This window comes from Mycobacterium sp. 29Ha, assembly GCF_032883055.1.
Classification (GTDB): domain Bacteria; phylum Actinomycetota; class Actinomycetes; order Mycobacteriales; family Mycobacteriaceae; genus Mycobacterium; species Mycobacterium gallinarum.
Genome location: NZ_JAMQTI010000049.1, coordinates 1 through 13,895 on the forward strand (window position 1 = coordinate 1; position 13,895 = coordinate 13,895).

Sequence of the window (13,895 nt, forward strand, 5' to 3'; positions counted from 1 at the left end):
CCCGCGACCACGAACTCAAACTCGTCAACGCCACGCCGATCGACTCCCATTAGTCAAGGCTGGTCGGACGTGCTGTTTCGACTCTTGCGCAGCAGGTACTGATATCCCGCGTCGAGTTGCTTCTGATTCCACGCTTGTTCGCGTTTGAACGCCGACTCGGCAGGGTCGGACCAGATAGCCGGACCTCCGGCGGACATCGCCATCAGCTGGGTACGACAGGCACGTTCGAGCAGGACGGCGTGCATCACGGCGCTGGCGACGTTCGGGCCTGCGACGGCAGCACCGTGGAACGGCATCAAGATGGCCGGCGCACCACCGAGTTCGGCGGCCAGTGCGCTCCCGAGTTCTCGACTGGCAATCAACGCACCGGTGACGGTGAAGCGCGGTAACCCGGCCTCGAACAGAACGCCGTCGTGGGATATCGGGCGCAGCGGTACATCGAGGGACGCGAAGGCGGCCAGCGTCGGGGCGTGGGTGTGCACGACACAGTGCACCTCCGGTCGGGCGGCCATGATCTCCGTGTGGATCGGATACTCGATGTGGCGCGGCCCGTTTCCGGCGGCGACATCACCATCGGGCGTCACCAGAGCCACGCGGTCGGTCGTCACTTCGTCGAACCCCCACCCACTGGCCTTCATCCACACGCCGCTGCCGTCAGGATCCCGCACCGAAGCGTGCCCCCACACCATGTCGGTGAGGCCGTGCGCCGCGAGCGCAGCACTGGCTGCAACGACTTCTGCTATCGGATCGTCCACAGCGTTCCCCTTCGTTCAGATCGATTTTGAACCCAGCCCGGCGTCACCATGGGTATATCTCGTCGGTGTCGCCGACGAACTGCCCCGTCGGCCCATCACCGCCGATCAGAGCCATGTTCACGGCCACTCTCGCTGCGGCGGTTACCTGCCGTGCGACTGGACAGTTGAGCCCGCGTTGTTCGGTCGCAGAGAACGAACCTCGTTGTGCGACTAGACAATTGGGCGCGCATTGTTTGGTCTCTCGGAGGCGATATGCTGCGGTCGAATCGAGCAGGGTCGAATAGTCAGGGGCCGTCGTGGCATGTGCGTGTGAAGAGTCAGGCCAGCCGCTCTGCGGCTGGTGCGAGGAGGCCGTCGTGCAGGATGTGCCGCCTTCACACCACAAATGCCTGAACGGTTACTGCTCGTAGCGGGATTTCGGCGTGGCTGGGTCATGCGGCGAAGTCGTTCAGGCTGCACATGTAGTGCACAGCCAGCCGGGTGCGTTGGCCGCAGCGAGCCTCCCGGACGGTAGAGGTCTCGGGGTACCCGGAGTCGTAGCGCTCTTCGGTTTGGCCGCGAAGCACGCCGGTGACGACGCATTGCGACCAGGGGGTGTGAGCACTGCGCCACCGTTACAGACGGTCTAATGCCATTCTTTGAACGCGTCGAGGAGGCGATCTCGGAAGGTTGGATCGAGCTCGCCGACGGGGATCTTGCCGATGGTGCCCACGGTCCTGCGGAACTGTTGAAGGTAGTTCTCACAGCCTTCGCATTCCAACAGGTGGGTGTCGAACCGCGCACGGTCCTCGAGATCCAGAGAGCGGTCGAGGTAGGCGGTGATCAACTCCACGAGTTCGTTGCAGTCCATCGAATCTGTGCTCATTAGCTTTCCCTCAGATAGTCCTCGAGGGCCTGCCGGACCGCGGCTCGGCCCCGATGCAGGAGCACCCGTTGATTGGCGACTGTGATGCCGAGATGCTCGCACACTTCGGCGGAATCGAGTCCCAGCACGTCGCGCATTGTGACAACGAGTCGTTGCCGCTCGGGCAGCTTGTCGAGCTCTCGTTGCGCAAGGCTGATGAGTTCATCACCGAGAACCGAGCCTTCGGGCGTCTCCGGAAACGGCGACGGCTGTTGCTCCGGTCTCCAGTGCCCTGGATAGCGGTCGTCGGCGTCCCGGAAGCGCGCCGGATCGACAGTGCTGCCGGTGAAGGCCATCACCGCGACATCAACGTCACGACGCTCGCGCACGCCTTTGCGCTTCGCGATATTTATCATGACGGTGAAAAGCCATGTGCGCAAAGATGATCGGCCCTCAAACGAGTCGATTCCTTTGAGCAGGGCGATCCAGGTCTCCTGGACAACCTCCTCGGCGAGCTCGCGGCTCGACACATAGCCTCGCGCCACACGCAGCATCGCAGGCGTATGACGATCCACCAGAGACACGAACGCGGACTCCTCGCGGTTGCGCAGGGCCGCGATGAGTTCTTCTTCGTCACCAGCCGTCCTGGTCATGACCAGCAGCATCGTATCCCCTCAGCGGTACTCAGGGTTCTCGAAGTCATACCGGCACCCCGCATCCCAACCGGTTCGAAGGTTTCCGTACGCCGGTACTCCGCCACCGTCGCGCAGCATGCGGGCCAAATGCATCAGATTCCACGTCATGAACGTCGTATTGCGGTTCGTGAAGTCGTTATCCGGTCCGCCCGAACCGGGATCCAGGTACGACGGCCCCGGCCCCGCTTCGCCAATCCAGCCTGCATCGGCCTGCGGCGGAATGGTGTAGCCGATGTGTTGCAGGGTGTAGAGCGCGTTTTGGGCACAGTGCTTGACCCCGTCCTCGTTGCCGGTGATAAGGCAGCCTCCGACGCGTCCGTAGTACAGGTATTGGCCGGCATCGTTGAGCAGGTGAGAGCCACCATAAAGGCGTTCATGCACTTTCTTCATCACAGAGCTGTTGTCACCCAGCCAGATCGGGCCCGCCAGCACCAGAATGTCTGAGGCAAGTACCTTGTCGAAGATCTCGGGCCAATCATCGCTGTCCCAGCCGTGTTCACGCATGTCCGGCCACACCCCGGTGGCGATGTCGTGGTCGATCGCGCGCACGACGTCGACCTCGACACCGTGGGCTGCCATGATCCGCGTCGAGATGTCGATCAAGCCGCCGGTGTTACTGAGCTCCGGGGACTTCTTCAACGTGCAGTTGATGAACAGGGCCCGCAATCCAGAGAAATCCCAGTTGAGCTCAGCCATGCTGCGCCAACCTGGCCGCGCGCAGCGCGTCGCCCAGACTCCATACCGAAAGCCCGAGCAGCGCAACATCTTTGATCAGAAACTGACCTGTCATCGACAAAAACGGGAAGCCGCCGGCCGATGCCTCGCCGACACCGGGCGTCGTGAACAGAAAGCTGATCGTGGCGACGAACAGTCCAATCGCCGCAACACTGCCGAGCGCCGACAGGCGCGGCCACCACGGCTTGACCGCGAGCAGCACCGCGGTGCCCACCTCGACAACGCCAAGCAGGGCCGCGAAGGCGCCCACCGAGAACACTCCGTACACCCACGACATGAACGGGCTGTTCGCCACCAGCGGCTCGATGCCCTGGGCTTCATAGGCCGTGAACTTCAGAAGGCCAATCCAGCCGATCACGACAACCAGGCCATACCGCGCGAGCACAGCGCCTACTCGTGCCACCGTCGACTCCGTCGAGGATTCGTCGATCCTGCCCTCGAGATGGATCCCCGCCATAACGTCTCCTTTACTCCGTGCGGCGCCGATCAGGGCCCCGCTGATGGTTACCGTGCGGAGTGGCGCCGAATGCAGCAGGCGTTACACGGGTGCCCTCGAGATTTTGCAGCGATCGGACGCAGGTCCGGCGCCGGCCAGTCGAATTCTGGTCGGGTTGCTCGCAGTGCGCGCAGATCCTTTAAGGATTCGCCAAGGTGCCGACGTCAAAGTCGCTCTCATCACCACGAGAGGACCCGACATGTTGGTCAAGACGCTGACGGAAGAGCCCGCCCGTCCGATCTCCCGTTTGTCGGCTGCGACGAGCTCGCGGAAGGCGACTCGACGCGTCCGCTTGATCTGCTTCCACCACGCCGGGGGCGGGGCCAGCTCGTTCAACCTCTGGAAGAGGGGCCTCAGCGCGGATGTCGACGTTGTTGCCGTCGACGTGCCCGATCGCGAACGCTTCGCCACGCTCAGCGAGCTCGTTGAGGCGATCCACGATCAGCTCGGTCCGCTGCTCGACGAACCGCACGTATTCTTCGGCCACAGCTTCGGCGCACTCGTGGCGTACCGACTGGCGAGCCTGCGCGCGGCGGCGGGCCTACCCTTGCCGAGCGCCTTAATCGTGTCTTCCTTCCCCCCACCGCACCTGCCGACAGCGATACACATGGTGCACGACGTCGACGATCAACAGCTGAGCAAGGTCCTGTCCGACATCGGCGGTCTACCGGTCGAGCTGGACCGGTGGCCGTGTTTGCGGAAGAAAGCGGTCGCGTTAGCTCGAATCGACCTGCGTCTCGGCGCAACGGATGACGACGCCACGTCGGTGCCCCTGACGTGCCCGATCCACGCCTTCGGTGGCAGCGACGACTTCCTGGTCAGCGAGCGTGAGCTGCGCCAATGGAGTTCACGTACCGTGGCCGAATTCTCAGTGCAGATGCTCAAAGGCAACCACTTCCACATCAGCGACCGCAAGCAACTGTTCGCCGCCCTGGAGCCACTGCTCTTTGGATTCGACGCACGCCACGCCAACGTCGCATAGCTCAGTCGCACGCCTAGACCGAAGTTGTGCAGGCAAAGTGCGAGAAGACCTTTAAGTTTCAGTTTCGCGGCTCACACAGCTCAATCGGATCGCGACAGATTTGATCGCGGGGTGAGCAGGTCGCCAAATCACCGTTCCGCTAGTCAGATTGATAGAACGCCGTGAAAACAACCGGTGCGTGAACTTCCACCCACCGTCGACCCTCGCGATGTCGTTGACTCGTAATCGTCGTCGCTTTCGCCTCGTCGGCTCCGATGAACGTGATTACCGGAGCTATTCCGGCGCTGCGATCGACACACAAAAGGCGAATTCCTGCTCCCACCGGGCGGTGTGCGGCGGGTTGCTCACAGGTGTCGACAGCGGACGAATCCGGGCCGCCTTCGCTGACCGGGATCGCAGGCCCAGCGCGCGCGCTGCGCTGTCGGGCGTGAAAACCACTCCTGACCTAGGGCAATGCTGGTGGCAGGTGCAGGATTCGAACCTGCGTAGGCGTTAGCCGACGGATTTACAGTCCGACCTTCTCGACGTTTGTGGTGTTGGCGGGTGACGGCGTGTCAACAAACCGGCAGGTCAGCCGATTGGCGACGTTGGTGCGCCGCGGTGCGTCGCCGCACTGTTGCGGGCGATCTGCGGGCGATCCGGCCACGATGTCAGTGCCGTGCGAGACCATCTAGCAATGCCACGTCAGCACCTCAACGAAGACCGCCCCAACGACCTCCCGATCGCAGCCGCGTTCTGGGACGAGACACAGAACTACAGCAGCTCACACAACGAAACCGCCGCCGCCATGTTCCGTGCGCTCAAGAAGCTCGAGGCCGAGGTGATCGCGCTGCGCAATGATCGCTGAGGTTCGCTTCGGGCGAACGGATGACCGCATGTCGCGGCACGGCACCCGGCCCGACCGGAAGTAGCGTCGGTGGTCATGGCGGACGCCGATCGCAACCCCACCTACCTCCGCGAGCTTGCCGGGCACGTCGTGGAGTTCCGCGACGGGTTCGTGTCCTTCCTCGAACTGCACACACCGACCTACCGCGGGCCGGGCCTGGGCATGGTGCCTGCCGTCTCGCCACTAGACGGCACTGACCCGGCCGAGATCGAAGCACGCCGCGCGCGGGTGTCCGTGGCTGCCGGGCGAGCCCGCCGGGCACCACACATCACCGGCTGCGTGATAGGCGTTGCTAGGCCTGGTGGGCAGCCGCAAGTTGTGGACCCGATTGCGGCGTGGCAAACCGTGGCGCAACCGAAGCCGATGCTCGAACCCGCGAACATCATCGACGCCTGCAATCAGATGATCGGTTCCCTGGAAGAACTCGCCGACCGCGCCGAGGCCGAGTTGCCGCCGACGGTCGACGTCGCGGAGATGCACCCGGCGGTGTGGGGTCAGGCGGCCCGGTTGTGGCGCGACGAGCACTACCGGCAGGCGGTGCAGGCGGCGGCGGATGGCGTCGTGCAGTTGGTGAAGTCGCGGACGGGCGGGCCGGAACTCGACGACACGGCGCGGTGGAATCAGGCGTTCTCGAAGGACGACCCTGAGCCAGGCAGGCCGCGCCTTCGGTGGCCGGGTGACCAGACCGACCGAACCGTGGTGTCGATGAACGACGGGCTACGCCGGTTCGCGCCGGGCGCGCAGATGACGATCCGCAACCCTGCCGCCCACGGACCGGGCGAGATGACCCAACAGGAGGCCGTCGAACGCCTATCGGTGCTCAGCCTGCTCGCGCGGTGGGTCGACGAATGCGACCTCATCGAAGCCCCGGAGGCAGGCGGGTCCTAACGGCGATGGAAAAATTTTGGGAAGGGTTGCCGGACTGGGTGCCCGCTTTTCTGAGCAGCGCCGACTCCTTGCTTGCGATCCTGCTCGCTTTGGCGGTCATCGTCGGCGTGGTCACGAAGGTTCCCAGCAGATTGTGGCGGCGTACGCGGTTCCATAAGCGACGTGCCCAATCGACGATCCTTGATGCGCTCGCGATCGGTCGACCGCTTCAAACTGTGGAATCCACTCTCGGACAGCCACATCTCATCAGCCGCGCCTACGAACGTGACGGCGCGCCGATCGAGGAGCGTTTTTACCGGCTGCCCGGTGCTTGGGTCACCGTGCAAGCGCCCGGCGGTGTGATCGCGGTGTACACGATCACGATCACCAACCCGAAGATGTACTACGACACCGGCCCAGCGACGCTAGGCGCAATCTCGGTCCGCCTTGGCCGAGACACCTTTGCGGACGCGCCAGAATCCCCCGACGAGACCTTCCAGATCTACGCGCGCCTGGCGACATTCGTCCGCTACTACGACTACGGGTCAACCGCAGCAGGCAACCAATACCTATGGCTTGCGTTCAACGGCGTCGGCGCGGGGACCCTGAACGGCGGCAGCAGGTCATACGCCACAGGTCGCTACGCCGAGAGCTTCCAAGCCGACGACGGTGATGGCGGCCCGTCGGCCGATTACGCAGCGACCACCGTCAATACGCTTACCGTCGCCGACTTCAGTAACCACGACCACATGTTGTGGCGCGGCCTTCAGGGTCCGCACCCCGACGAGTTGCGGCGCGGATAGTCCCGTACCAATGCCTCCGGGACAGCCGGTGCAACGCCCGGATCAGTTGCGATGCAACCGGAAGGCGGTGCGGAGGACCCCGCGGACACCCGTCGATCGACGACCTCGGTCCGAATCTCTCGCGCCGCGCGCAAAAAAATTCCTGACTACCGCAGCGGAAGTCAGGTGACCCCCGTGCCCGACATTCTGGGGGTGGGGGTCACTGCACCGGCGGGCACCGGGCGACGGCCGCCCAGACGGCCGCGGACGGGCCGCACGACGTCGGACCCGACGAGGGCACGCCATGTCGACGCTCACCCGCGCACGGCACGCCAGGGCGGCGAGAACCGGGCACCGGTGGCCGATCCGTTCGGCGTGGTGATGGTCGCGCGGTGTGCTGCACGCTGCGGCGGTGAGGACTGACCGCGACCGGCCCGGCGGTCGGCGGCCCGGTGCGCGCGGTGACGTGAAGGCAATCGACACGACGCTTCGACGCGGTGTGCTGGTGCGGGCGGTCCTTCCCCTCGGGGGTGGGGTGGGGGTGCCCTCCCTCCCCTGCCACCCCTCCCTCCCCCCGGGGGGGGAGGGAGGGGGGTGGGGGTCGCCGTGACCCGCGGCGAGGTGAGATGGTGCGAACACCCCCGGCCCGCACTTACGAAGGAGACCGACCGGGGGTGCCGCGTGCCGTGTCCGGGATCTGACAACCGGACCCGGCGACCCCTGGGCGCGCGGCCCGCTATTCCGCGCGTGATCCCAGGGGGGCTAGTGGGTCAGTAGAACCATGCCGCGGGCTTGTCGAGGTCGGCGGTGTTGTCGGCGCTGTGCCCAACCTCGGCGAGCGGGACGGCGGTGCCGGGTGCGATGGACGCGAGGTGTTGGATCATCGCCTCGTCGTTGGTGCACAACGTCAGCCAATGCTTCTTGCGCGCGGGGGTGATGCGGCCGGTGTTGATCGCATCCTCCACGGCGGCCTCGACCTTGGCGCGTGCAGCAGCGGCGGCGACGCGGCGGCCTTCGGCGGCGTCGCGGCGTAGCGCGTCGGCGGTGGCGGTGTCGATGACCTCCATGCCGTTGCGCTTGGCCGCTGCGGCGACGGTCGACGGCTTGGCCGGGTCGAGGGTCTCTACCTGGGCGGCGAGGTCGACGATGGTGTCGATGACCAACTCGACGTCGGACTCGCCGGGCGCGGCTTCGGGCAGGCCGAGCAGCTTCAGCAGGTCGGCTTCCTGCTCATCGTTTAGTGTGAGTGCCATTGTCCTGCAATCCCTTCCGGTGACTAGTCGCTGAGTCCGGTGATGCGCTTCGCGGCGTACGGCCGGTCGATCGCGATGGCCGGGACGGCGTAGGCCTGGACCCACTTGCCGCGCTTGTGGCGGTCGTCGATGACGTCGGTGACGAGTCCGGCGGATTCCCAGCCGATGGTGCCGACCATGCCCTGTTGCACGGCGTAGGCAGTGCCGATGGGGACGCGGGGGTTGGCGAACATGCCGTTGGTGAACCCGGCCGATGTGAGCATGTCGTCGAGGTCCTCGGCGTACGCGGTGCGCAACTGCCGGGCCTGTTCGGGGTGCACGATCAGCAGGTCGTGCCGCACACCCAACTCCTCGAGGTCGGCCATCTCCTGCACCTCGGCGAAGTGCGCGGTGGGCCGATCCGCCGACGGGGTGAGGTCGGTGAGCGGCCCGACGAAGGTGAGGCCGTCCCAACCCGTCGCCGGGGCGAGGCTGCCGATCCCGGCCGCCGTTACCTTGTCCATCAGGCGCGAATCAAGTTTGCGCGCAATGGTATTAGCGAGCTGGGTGGTCTGCTGATCCAAGTAGTTGACCGTGTTGCGGGTGATCTGTTCGTCGCCGATGAAGAACTTGCCGCCCCAATCCTCGACGACGGCGAGCTGTGGGGTCGGGTCGACACCCTCCACGACGCGGTACTCCGCGCCGGGGGTGCGCATCTCGACGTCGGACGAGTAGAAGTCGCTGGCCTGCACGCTGTGGAACAGGATTCCGCCGCCGGTGACCGGTGTGCCCAGCTGCCGCAGGAACTTCGGTAACAGCAGCACCTCGTCGGCGAGGCGAGCGATCTGCGCCTGGATGAGCGACGGCTGCCGTAGGGCGGCGTCGACGGTCAGTTGACGTCCGGTCAGGGCCGGGACGAGTGCGCTTGGCATGGTGCTAGTTCCTTCCGGTGCGCCGACGGTGGTCGGCAGGGTGAACGGGAAACGTCGTCATCAGGCGGGCCAGGCGATCTCGGCGACGGCACCGGCGGCGGCTCCGGTGACCGCGTGGCCGACGATGGTTCCGCCGGTGGCGGTGACCACACCGGCGGCCGCCCCGACCTGCACGGCCGCACCGGCGGCGATGGGAGCTTCGGCGATCACGCGGACCACACCGCCGCGGGCCACGCGGACAAACTGACCGGCGGCGGCGTCGTTGGCCGCGACCCCGAGGGCGATGCCACCGGCGGCACCCGGTGCGACGGCGAGATTGCCGCCCGCAGTGCGGTTCCCCGACACGCGGACGACACGGCGCTCGGTGACGGGTGCGGTGGCCTCCGCGGTGATTGCCTCGCCGGGGCTGTAAACCCAGGGCTGGGCGATGACGGTCGACATGGTGGTTGTCCCCTTCCGGTTAGACGGTGATCGTTCGGGTGGAGCGGGTACGTCGGGCGCGGGCTACCGCGATCGCGCGGGCGCGGGCGGCGGCGGTGTCGGTGTCGGACGGGTGCGCGAACGCGGCGACGATCCGGCGGCCGGACGCGGCGACGTCGACCCCGTACAGGCGGCACACGTCGTCCAACGATTCGAGTTCCTTCACCGCCGGGTGTGTGGCACCGAGCAGGGCGACGCCGACGAGGACGCACGGCCACCGGCGGCCGCTGCGGTCGACATGATCGAGCAGGCACTCCACCGACCGCTGTGGATAAGCCCTCGCGAGGACGCCCGCGATGGCCCGCGGGACACCCGTCAGCGTGCCGACGAGGGTGGTGCCGCCGTTGGTGATCCGCAGCGCGGTCACCGTCCCGAGGGCCGGACCCGCGTCGCGCATCGGCCCTTGGTGGCCGAGGTGGAGCACGGCCGACGCGATCCTGGCCGTGTACGCGCCAACGATCGACCGCAGGTCATCCGGCGTCACCGTCCACGGTCCCGTTGACGCGTGATGCTCCCCGGTGTGCAGCAGCGGCACGTTCGGGATCGACGTCACGTTGACGGGCATCAGCGATCACCCGCCCCGGCGTCCCGCCTTCCGCGCGGCGTGGTCAGCAACAGCCGCCGAATCGACAACCCACCGACCGCGGCTCCGGCGGCCCGGTAACCGGCCGTGCCGGATCGCATCTCGAACACCGTTCGGCGTGATGCCGAGCCGCCGGGCGGCCTCTGCGGTGCCGATGTCATGCGGGCCAGCGTTCATGGAATCGCGTTGCGACGCACGGCCGCTGGCGTTTCGCGCTGGCGGTTCCGCCTGTTGCTCGTGGTCAGCGCCCGAATCGTCAACCGCCAGTGCATCGGTCGAAACGACAGCGCGACGCAGCCTCGCAATCAGCGCCGACAACCGGGCCGAGGGCTGCGATGGTGTGGGATTGCCCTCGGCGTCGCGCCGTTCGGCCATCAGCTGGCCGAGGTGTTCGAGGGCGCGGCCAACGAAGTCGACCTCGGCCGGGTCGAGGATCACCGCGCCGGGCGGCACCCGAATCACGGCAGGACCGCAAGGGCGAGCAGGTCGGCGCGTAGGCGGTCGAGAATGCCGTCGACGGCGATCTCGGCGGCACCGGCGGCGGCGTCGGTGATCTGTTCATCGGGGACCGGGCGGCCATCGTGGTCGACCGCACCGGCCAACTCCGCGGCGATGGTGGCGGTGATCCCGGCCCGCACGGCGTCGGCGATGTGGTGCAGGCACAGCTCGGCGAGCGCGCGGTTCCCGTCGGTGCTGTCGAACCGGTGCAGCACGGCGTCTACCGCGTCCCACACCGCGCCGCGGTGCTGTTCGGGCACGCGCCGGAAGAGGGCCGAGGCGACCGCGTAGGGCATATTCGCCGCCGCGACGGGCGGGGTGGCCGCGAGGGCGTAGTCGACGGCATCGGGGACCGCTGCGCCGCAACCCGCCCGGCGTAGGACCGCGACGGCGATCATCGCGGCGTCGCGGTCGTCGAGGAGGTCGCGACAAACGAGCAGCGGGTCGCGTTCGACGATCGGCTCAAGGCCGCGCGCGGCCCGGAGGCTGTTGACGCGGGCCAACGCTGCGGCCTCCGTCGGGTCATCCTCACCGCGCCGACTCGGGTGGTTGTTCATGGGTTCTCCTTCCGGGGGGGACAACCGACGCGCACAGCGCGCACAGGCCGGTGGTTGTGGCGGGTCGGCCGCACACCGGGCACGGGTCGGCCGGGCGGGTGGCGGCGTAGCCGAGCACGAACGCCACCGCGGCAGCCAGCGCGGTCACGTCGGCCTCCGCGCCGGTGCGGGTACCGGACGGATCAGCAGCGGACGCGGGTTCCGAGCGCCGATCGTGTTGGGCGGGCCGGGCAACATGCCGTCGATGGCTTCGGCCAGCCAACGCGCCGCTCGCAACGCGCCCTCGTAGTGCGGCCAGGGTCCTCCGACGCGCAACACGACGTCGAATTGGCCGGGCGCGCACTCGACGACGTGAACACCGAGTTCACCGCGGCGGGCAGCGATCAGCGCGCCGAGTGCGGCGTTGAGCGGTGACGGCGGGGCGCGGTGCACGGTCACGGGTCGCTCCTGTAGATCGGCTCGGTGATGTCGCGGACGTCGGATGGTGGTTGCGCGGCCGCCGCTCCGTGGTCGCATCGGACCGCCGGCTCCACCGGTGCGCCGTCCGCGCCGAGGAGCCACCCGCACGGATCGCAGCGGCGACACCCGCGGATCGCGGCTACCCGTGCCGCGCGGGCCGCCTGCTCGGCCTCCGTTCGTCGGGTCATGACGCGGCGTCGGGTCGGCGGCCGTGCCACACGCAGGCGTCACCGGGCGCGGCCACCGGTACGCGGCACGGGCGGCCGTGGCGGTTGGGTTGCCCGCACCGCGGTCGTGTCGCTGCGGCGATCCTGGCGGCCACTGCGGGCGGCAGCGGCCCGAGCTGCTCGTGGTCGACGTCGCGGCAGATCGGGTCATAACGCACCGCGGGGTCGTTGATGGCTACGCCATACGCGAGGACCAGGTGCTCGCCGTACGCGTCGCTGGTTGCGACGGCGGCGTAGTGATAGCCGCCTTCGCGGTAGAGGGGCGCACTTCGGCCGTAGTCGATCTGGGCGTTGTCGCCGGGTACGGGATCGCTGAACACGGGACTGTGGCACCGGGTCGTGGCGTGGGGGTCGTTCATCGGCGGGCCTCCTGTCGGGTCGGAGTCGGGAGTGCTGGGGCGAGGTCGGACATCTGCCGGTGTTGATCGCACCGGCGGGAGGGTTCTTCGGGGTCGTCCGGTTCGGTCAAGCCGTGCGGCCCGCAATCGGTGCACGCGTCGATCTCGGCCTGGATGGTGTCCCGGTCGGCGGCGCGGCAGCGCTCGTACTCGGCGGCCCAGCGGTCGTGCGCCTTGCGGCGATCGCCGCACGCGCCGCAGTCAGGTACTCGGCCTTGCCACGACGCGTGTGTTGGGCACCGCGTCGGCGGTTCGAGTTCGGCGAGCGCAGTCGGATTCGGCGGCGCGGCGGTAGCCGCTGCCGCCTCAGCGAAAGGGCCGGATCGGTCCCCCGTGCGGTCGTCGTCGAAGGGATCGGGCTGGGGCGTTGCGGGTTTGCCGTTTGCAGATGGGTTCGGGGCGGGGCGGTTCGTGTCGGGTGCGGCGGCGGCTGGTGACGTACCCGGCTGTGGTGACTCCCCCCTTGGTGCTTGTGTTGGTGCTTGTGTTGGTGGGAGGAACGGCGGTTCCGGTGGTGATGTCGTGGCCGTTCCGGTGGTGATGTCGTGGCCGTTCCGGTGATGGCGGTTGTTCACAGGAACGGCGGTTCCGGTGGTGGGCGGTTCCACCGGAACGGTGGTTCCGGTGGTGACCATCCGGTAGACGTCCGATTTGCCGCGCTTCGGATTTGCTACGTCGGTTCGCTCGATCAGTCCCAGATCGCGGCCGCAGGCGAGCGCGTCGCGCACCGCACGCGTGGTGAGGTTGCACATATCCGCGAGCACCCGCTCGCCCGGATGGGCGTTGGTGCCGTCGCGGTAATCGGCGAACGTCTCCAACGCGAGCAGTACGAGTTTCCGAACCGGGGACAGGTCGGCCACGATTACGCGCCGACGCCACGCCGCGCTGTCATAGGCCGCGGCGGTCATGGTTCCCGCTGTCCGAGGTGCCGGTGGTCTCAGCATCCAGCTCGGCGAGCCACGCGGCCGGGTCATCCGCCCACGCCGCGGGCACCCGAACCTTCCGGCCGATGCGGACGACCGGGCACTGCTCGGTACGTGCCCAGCGGCGCACGTCGTCAGGATGAACGCCGAGACGGGCCGCGGCCTGTGCGAACGTCAGCAGATCAGTCATCCGATGCCTCCAGGTAGCGGGTTTGTCTGGATACGCATAATCGGTTGCACGACATGGCTATTCGACGCTGCCGACCTTGGTCGCTTCTTCCTGTGCCGCAATCCACGCCATGACGCTCGTGCGGCGGTATTTGACCGACTTCTGCCCGAGCTTGATCGACGGCGGACCCTGCTTGCCGCCCTGCATCCGCCACCACCGGAGTGTCGATTCGGATAGTCCTGTCAGTTCGGCGACTTCGCGGGTCGTCATGAACATGCTGGTTACGGCCGCCATTTCGGGCCTGCCTTTCGTGGTTGTCGTTGGTGTGCATCACCGCGTGTCGGGGGCGTGTCATTCCATCTGTGTAAGTCCGGGGTGGTCCATCATCGGACCGC

Annotated in this window: 23 protein-coding genes; 5 read left to right on the plus strand and 18 right to left on the minus strand. The window is 67.3% G+C overall.

What is annotated here, in order from left to right; all coding sequences use genetic code 11:
- Positions 1–53: 53 nt before the first annotated feature.
- The 5 genes from M1248_RS32690 to M1248_RS32710 form a co-directional block, all read right to left on the minus strand.
- Positions 54–755 carry a class II aldolase/adducin family protein gene (locus tag M1248_RS32690; protein ID WP_197905557.1) on the minus strand — a complete coding sequence of 234 codons (702 nt, stop codon included), beginning with the start codon at positions 753–755 and terminating at the stop codon, positions 54–56.
- Between the two features lie 625 nt (positions 756–1,380).
- Entirely contained in the window at positions 1,381–1,620 is a 240-nt protein-coding gene (locus M1248_RS32695; RefSeq protein WP_174262168.1) for an anti-sigma factor family protein, read from the minus strand.
- Positions 1,620–2,252, minus strand: coding sequence for an RNA polymerase sigma factor (locus tag M1248_RS32700; protein ID WP_317150859.1), 633 nt, complete (start codon positions 2,250–2,252; stop codon positions 1,620–1,622). Before M1248_RS32700 ends, M1248_RS32695 begins: the two co-directional genes overlap by 1 nt.
- A 21-nt stretch (positions 2,253–2,273) precedes the next feature.
- The gene (locus M1248_RS32705) at positions 2,274–2,990 is read right to left on the minus strand and encodes a flavodoxin family protein (RefSeq protein WP_317150860.1); all 717 of its coding nucleotides are present in this window, start codon (positions 2,988–2,990) and stop codon (positions 2,274–2,276) included.
- Positions 2,983–3,486: a YkgB family protein gene (locus M1248_RS32710; RefSeq protein WP_317150861.1), complete on the minus strand. Its 504-nt coding sequence runs from the start codon at positions 3,484–3,486 to the stop codon at positions 2,983–2,985. The genes M1248_RS32705 and M1248_RS32710 overlap by 8 nt, the downstream gene beginning before the upstream one ends.
- A 238-nt stretch (positions 3,487–3,724) precedes the next feature.
- Between M1248_RS32710 and M1248_RS32715 the strand changes: the two genes are divergently transcribed.
- The 5 genes from M1248_RS32715 to M1248_RS32735 all read left to right on the plus strand — a co-directional run bounded on the left by M1248_RS32715 (position 3,725) and on the right by M1248_RS32735 (position 7,465).
- The gene (locus M1248_RS32715) at positions 3,725–4,507 is read left to right on the plus strand and encodes a thioesterase II family protein (protein WP_317150862.1); all 783 of its coding nucleotides are present in this window, start codon (positions 3,725–3,727) and stop codon (positions 4,505–4,507) included.
- 676 nt (positions 4,508–5,183) lie between these two features.
- On the plus strand, positions 5,184–5,354 hold the full coding sequence (locus tag M1248_RS32720; RefSeq protein ID WP_317150863.1) for a hypothetical protein: 171 nt from the start codon (positions 5,184–5,186) through the stop codon (positions 5,352–5,354).
- A 75-nt stretch (positions 5,355–5,429) separates the two neighbouring features.
- Positions 5,430–6,281 (plus strand): TIGR02391 family protein, encoded by an 852-nt coding sequence (locus M1248_RS32725; protein ID WP_317150864.1) that lies wholly within the window; start codon positions 5,430–5,432, stop codon positions 6,279–6,281.
- Positions 6,282–6,319: 38 nt separating this feature from the next.
- Positions 6,320–7,063 carry an ETEC_3214 domain-containing protein gene (locus tag M1248_RS32730; RefSeq protein WP_317150865.1) on the plus strand — a complete coding sequence of 248 codons (744 nt, stop codon included), beginning with the start codon at positions 6,320–6,322 and terminating at the stop codon, positions 7,061–7,063.
- 174 nt (positions 7,064–7,237) lie between these two features.
- Entirely contained in the window at positions 7,238–7,465 is a 228-nt protein-coding gene (locus M1248_RS32735) for a hypothetical protein (protein ID WP_317150866.1), read from the plus strand.
- A gap of 347 nt (positions 7,466–7,812) precedes the next feature.
- On the opposite strand, the gene M1248_RS32740 is transcribed toward M1248_RS32735, so the two are convergent.
- The 13 genes from M1248_RS32740 to M1248_RS32800 are packed head-to-tail and all read right to left on the minus strand — an operon-like array spanning position 7,813 to position 13,770.
- On the minus strand, positions 7,813–8,295 hold the full coding sequence (locus M1248_RS32740; RefSeq protein ID WP_317150867.1) for a phage protease: 483 nt from the start codon (positions 8,293–8,295) through the stop codon (positions 7,813–7,815).
- A 23-nt stretch (positions 8,296–8,318) separates the two neighbouring features.
- Positions 8,319–9,206: a major capsid protein gene (locus M1248_RS32745; RefSeq protein ID WP_317150868.1), complete on the minus strand. Its 888-nt coding sequence runs from the start codon at positions 9,204–9,206 to the stop codon at positions 8,319–8,321.
- A gap of 60 nt (positions 9,207–9,266) precedes the next feature.
- Complete coding sequence (locus tag M1248_RS32750) at positions 9,267–9,647, minus strand: capsid cement protein (protein ID WP_317150869.1); 381 nt, start codon at positions 9,645–9,647, stop codon at positions 9,267–9,269.
- Positions 9,648–9,666: 19 nt separating this feature from the next.
- The gene (locus M1248_RS32755; RefSeq protein WP_317150870.1) at positions 9,667–10,251 is read right to left on the minus strand and encodes a hypothetical protein; all 585 of its coding nucleotides are present in this window, start codon (positions 10,249–10,251) and stop codon (positions 9,667–9,669) included.
- A gap of 6 nt (positions 10,252–10,257) precedes the next feature.
- Positions 10,258–10,731 (minus strand): helix-turn-helix domain-containing protein, encoded by a 474-nt coding sequence (locus M1248_RS32760; protein WP_317150871.1) that lies wholly within the window; start codon positions 10,729–10,731, stop codon positions 10,258–10,260.
- Complete coding sequence (locus M1248_RS32765) at positions 10,728–11,324, minus strand: hypothetical protein (protein ID WP_317150872.1); 597 nt, start codon at positions 11,322–11,324, stop codon at positions 10,728–10,730. Before M1248_RS32765 ends, M1248_RS32760 begins: the two co-directional genes overlap by 4 nt.
- Complete coding sequence (locus tag M1248_RS32770) at positions 11,296–11,472, minus strand: hypothetical protein (RefSeq protein ID WP_317150873.1); 177 nt, start codon at positions 11,470–11,472, stop codon at positions 11,296–11,298. Before M1248_RS32770 ends, M1248_RS32765 begins: the two co-directional genes overlap by 29 nt.
- Positions 11,469–11,762 carry a hypothetical protein gene (locus M1248_RS32775; RefSeq protein WP_317150874.1) on the minus strand — a complete coding sequence of 98 codons (294 nt, stop codon included), beginning with the start codon at positions 11,760–11,762 and terminating at the stop codon, positions 11,469–11,471. Before M1248_RS32775 ends, M1248_RS32770 begins: the two co-directional genes overlap by 4 nt.
- Positions 11,759–11,971, minus strand: coding sequence for a hypothetical protein (locus M1248_RS32780; protein ID WP_317150875.1), 213 nt, complete (start codon positions 11,969–11,971; stop codon positions 11,759–11,761). The genes M1248_RS32775 and M1248_RS32780 overlap by 4 nt, the downstream gene beginning before the upstream one ends.
- The gene (locus tag M1248_RS32785; RefSeq protein WP_317150876.1) at positions 11,968–12,369 is read right to left on the minus strand and encodes a hypothetical protein; all 402 of its coding nucleotides are present in this window, start codon (positions 12,367–12,369) and stop codon (positions 11,968–11,970) included. The genes M1248_RS32780 and M1248_RS32785 overlap by 4 nt, the downstream gene beginning before the upstream one ends.
- Entirely contained in the window at positions 12,366–13,316 is a 951-nt protein-coding gene (locus M1248_RS32790) for a hypothetical protein (RefSeq protein ID WP_317150877.1), read from the minus strand. The genes M1248_RS32785 and M1248_RS32790 overlap by 4 nt, the downstream gene beginning before the upstream one ends.
- A complete protein-coding gene (locus M1248_RS32795) occupies positions 13,297–13,521 on the minus strand; it encodes a helix-turn-helix domain-containing protein (protein ID WP_317150878.1) in 225 nt (74 codons plus the stop codon). Before M1248_RS32795 ends, M1248_RS32790 begins: the two co-directional genes overlap by 20 nt.
- A gap of 57 nt (positions 13,522–13,578) precedes the next feature.
- Positions 13,579–13,770 (minus strand): helix-turn-helix transcriptional regulator, encoded by a 192-nt coding sequence (locus M1248_RS32800; protein ID WP_317150879.1) that lies wholly within the window; start codon positions 13,768–13,770, stop codon positions 13,579–13,581.
- Between the last annotated feature and the right edge of the window lie 125 nt (positions 13,771–13,895).

What these genes read in the sequence shown, in the direction of transcription:
- M1248_RS32720 (WP_317150863.1), top strand. Translation starts at nt 5,184, where the DNA reads ATGCCACGTCAGCACCTCAACGAAGACCGCCCCAACGACCTCCCGATC.
- M1248_RS32780 (WP_317150875.1), bottom strand. Translation starts at nt 11,971, where the DNA reads ATGACCCGACGAACGGAGGCCGAGCAGGCGGCCCGCGCGGCACGGGTA.
- M1248_RS32790 (WP_317150877.1), bottom strand. Translation starts at nt 13,316, where the DNA reads ATGACCGCCGCGGCCTATGACAGCGCGGCGTGGCGTCGGCGCGTAATC.
- M1248_RS32765 (WP_317150872.1), bottom strand. Translation starts at nt 11,324, where the DNA reads ATGAACAACCACCCGAGTCGGCGCGGTGAGGATGACCCGACGGAGGCC.
- M1248_RS32800 (WP_317150879.1), bottom strand. Translation starts at nt 13,770, where the DNA reads ATGACGACCCGCGAAGTCGCCGAACTGACAGGACTATCCGAATCGACA.
- M1248_RS32745 (WP_317150868.1), bottom strand. Translation starts at nt 9,206, where the DNA reads ATGCCAAGCGCACTCGTCCCGGCCCTGACCGGACGTCAACTGACCGTC.
- M1248_RS32750 (WP_317150869.1), bottom strand. Translation starts at nt 9,647, where the DNA reads ATGTCGACCGTCATCGCCCAGCCCTGGGTTTACAGCCCCGGCGAGGCA.
- M1248_RS32715 (WP_317150862.1), top strand. Translation starts at nt 3,725, where the DNA reads ATGTTGGTCAAGACGCTGACGGAAGAGCCCGCCCGTCCGATCTCCCGT.
- M1248_RS32710 (WP_317150861.1), bottom strand. Translation starts at nt 3,486, where the DNA reads ATGGCGGGGATCCATCTCGAGGGCAGGATCGACGAATCCTCGACGGAG.
- M1248_RS32740 (WP_317150867.1), bottom strand. Translation starts at nt 8,295, where the DNA reads ATGGCACTCACACTAAACGATGAGCAGGAAGCCGACCTGCTGAAGCTG.
- M1248_RS32785 (WP_317150876.1), bottom strand. Translation starts at nt 12,369, where the DNA reads ATGAACGACCCCCACGCCACGACCCGGTGCCACAGTCCCGTGTTCAGC.
- M1248_RS32700 (WP_317150859.1), bottom strand. Translation starts at nt 2,252, where the DNA reads ATGACCAGGACGGCTGGTGACGAAGAAGAACTCATCGCGGCCCTGCGC.
- M1248_RS32695 (WP_174262168.1), bottom strand. Translation starts at nt 1,620, where the DNA reads ATGAGCACAGATTCGATGGACTGCAACGAACTCGTGGAGTTGATCACC.
- M1248_RS32795 (WP_317150878.1), bottom strand. Translation starts at nt 13,521, where the DNA reads ATGACTGATCTGCTGACGTTCGCACAGGCCGCGGCCCGTCTCGGCGTT.
- M1248_RS32705 (WP_317150860.1), bottom strand. Translation starts at nt 2,990, where the DNA reads ATGGCTGAGCTCAACTGGGATTTCTCTGGATTGCGGGCCCTGTTCATC.
- M1248_RS32725 (WP_317150864.1), top strand. Translation starts at nt 5,430, where the DNA reads ATGGCGGACGCCGATCGCAACCCCACCTACCTCCGCGAGCTTGCCGGG.
- M1248_RS32755 (WP_317150870.1), bottom strand. Translation starts at nt 10,251, where the DNA reads ATGCCCGTCAACGTGACGTCGATCCCGAACGTGCCGCTGCTGCACACC.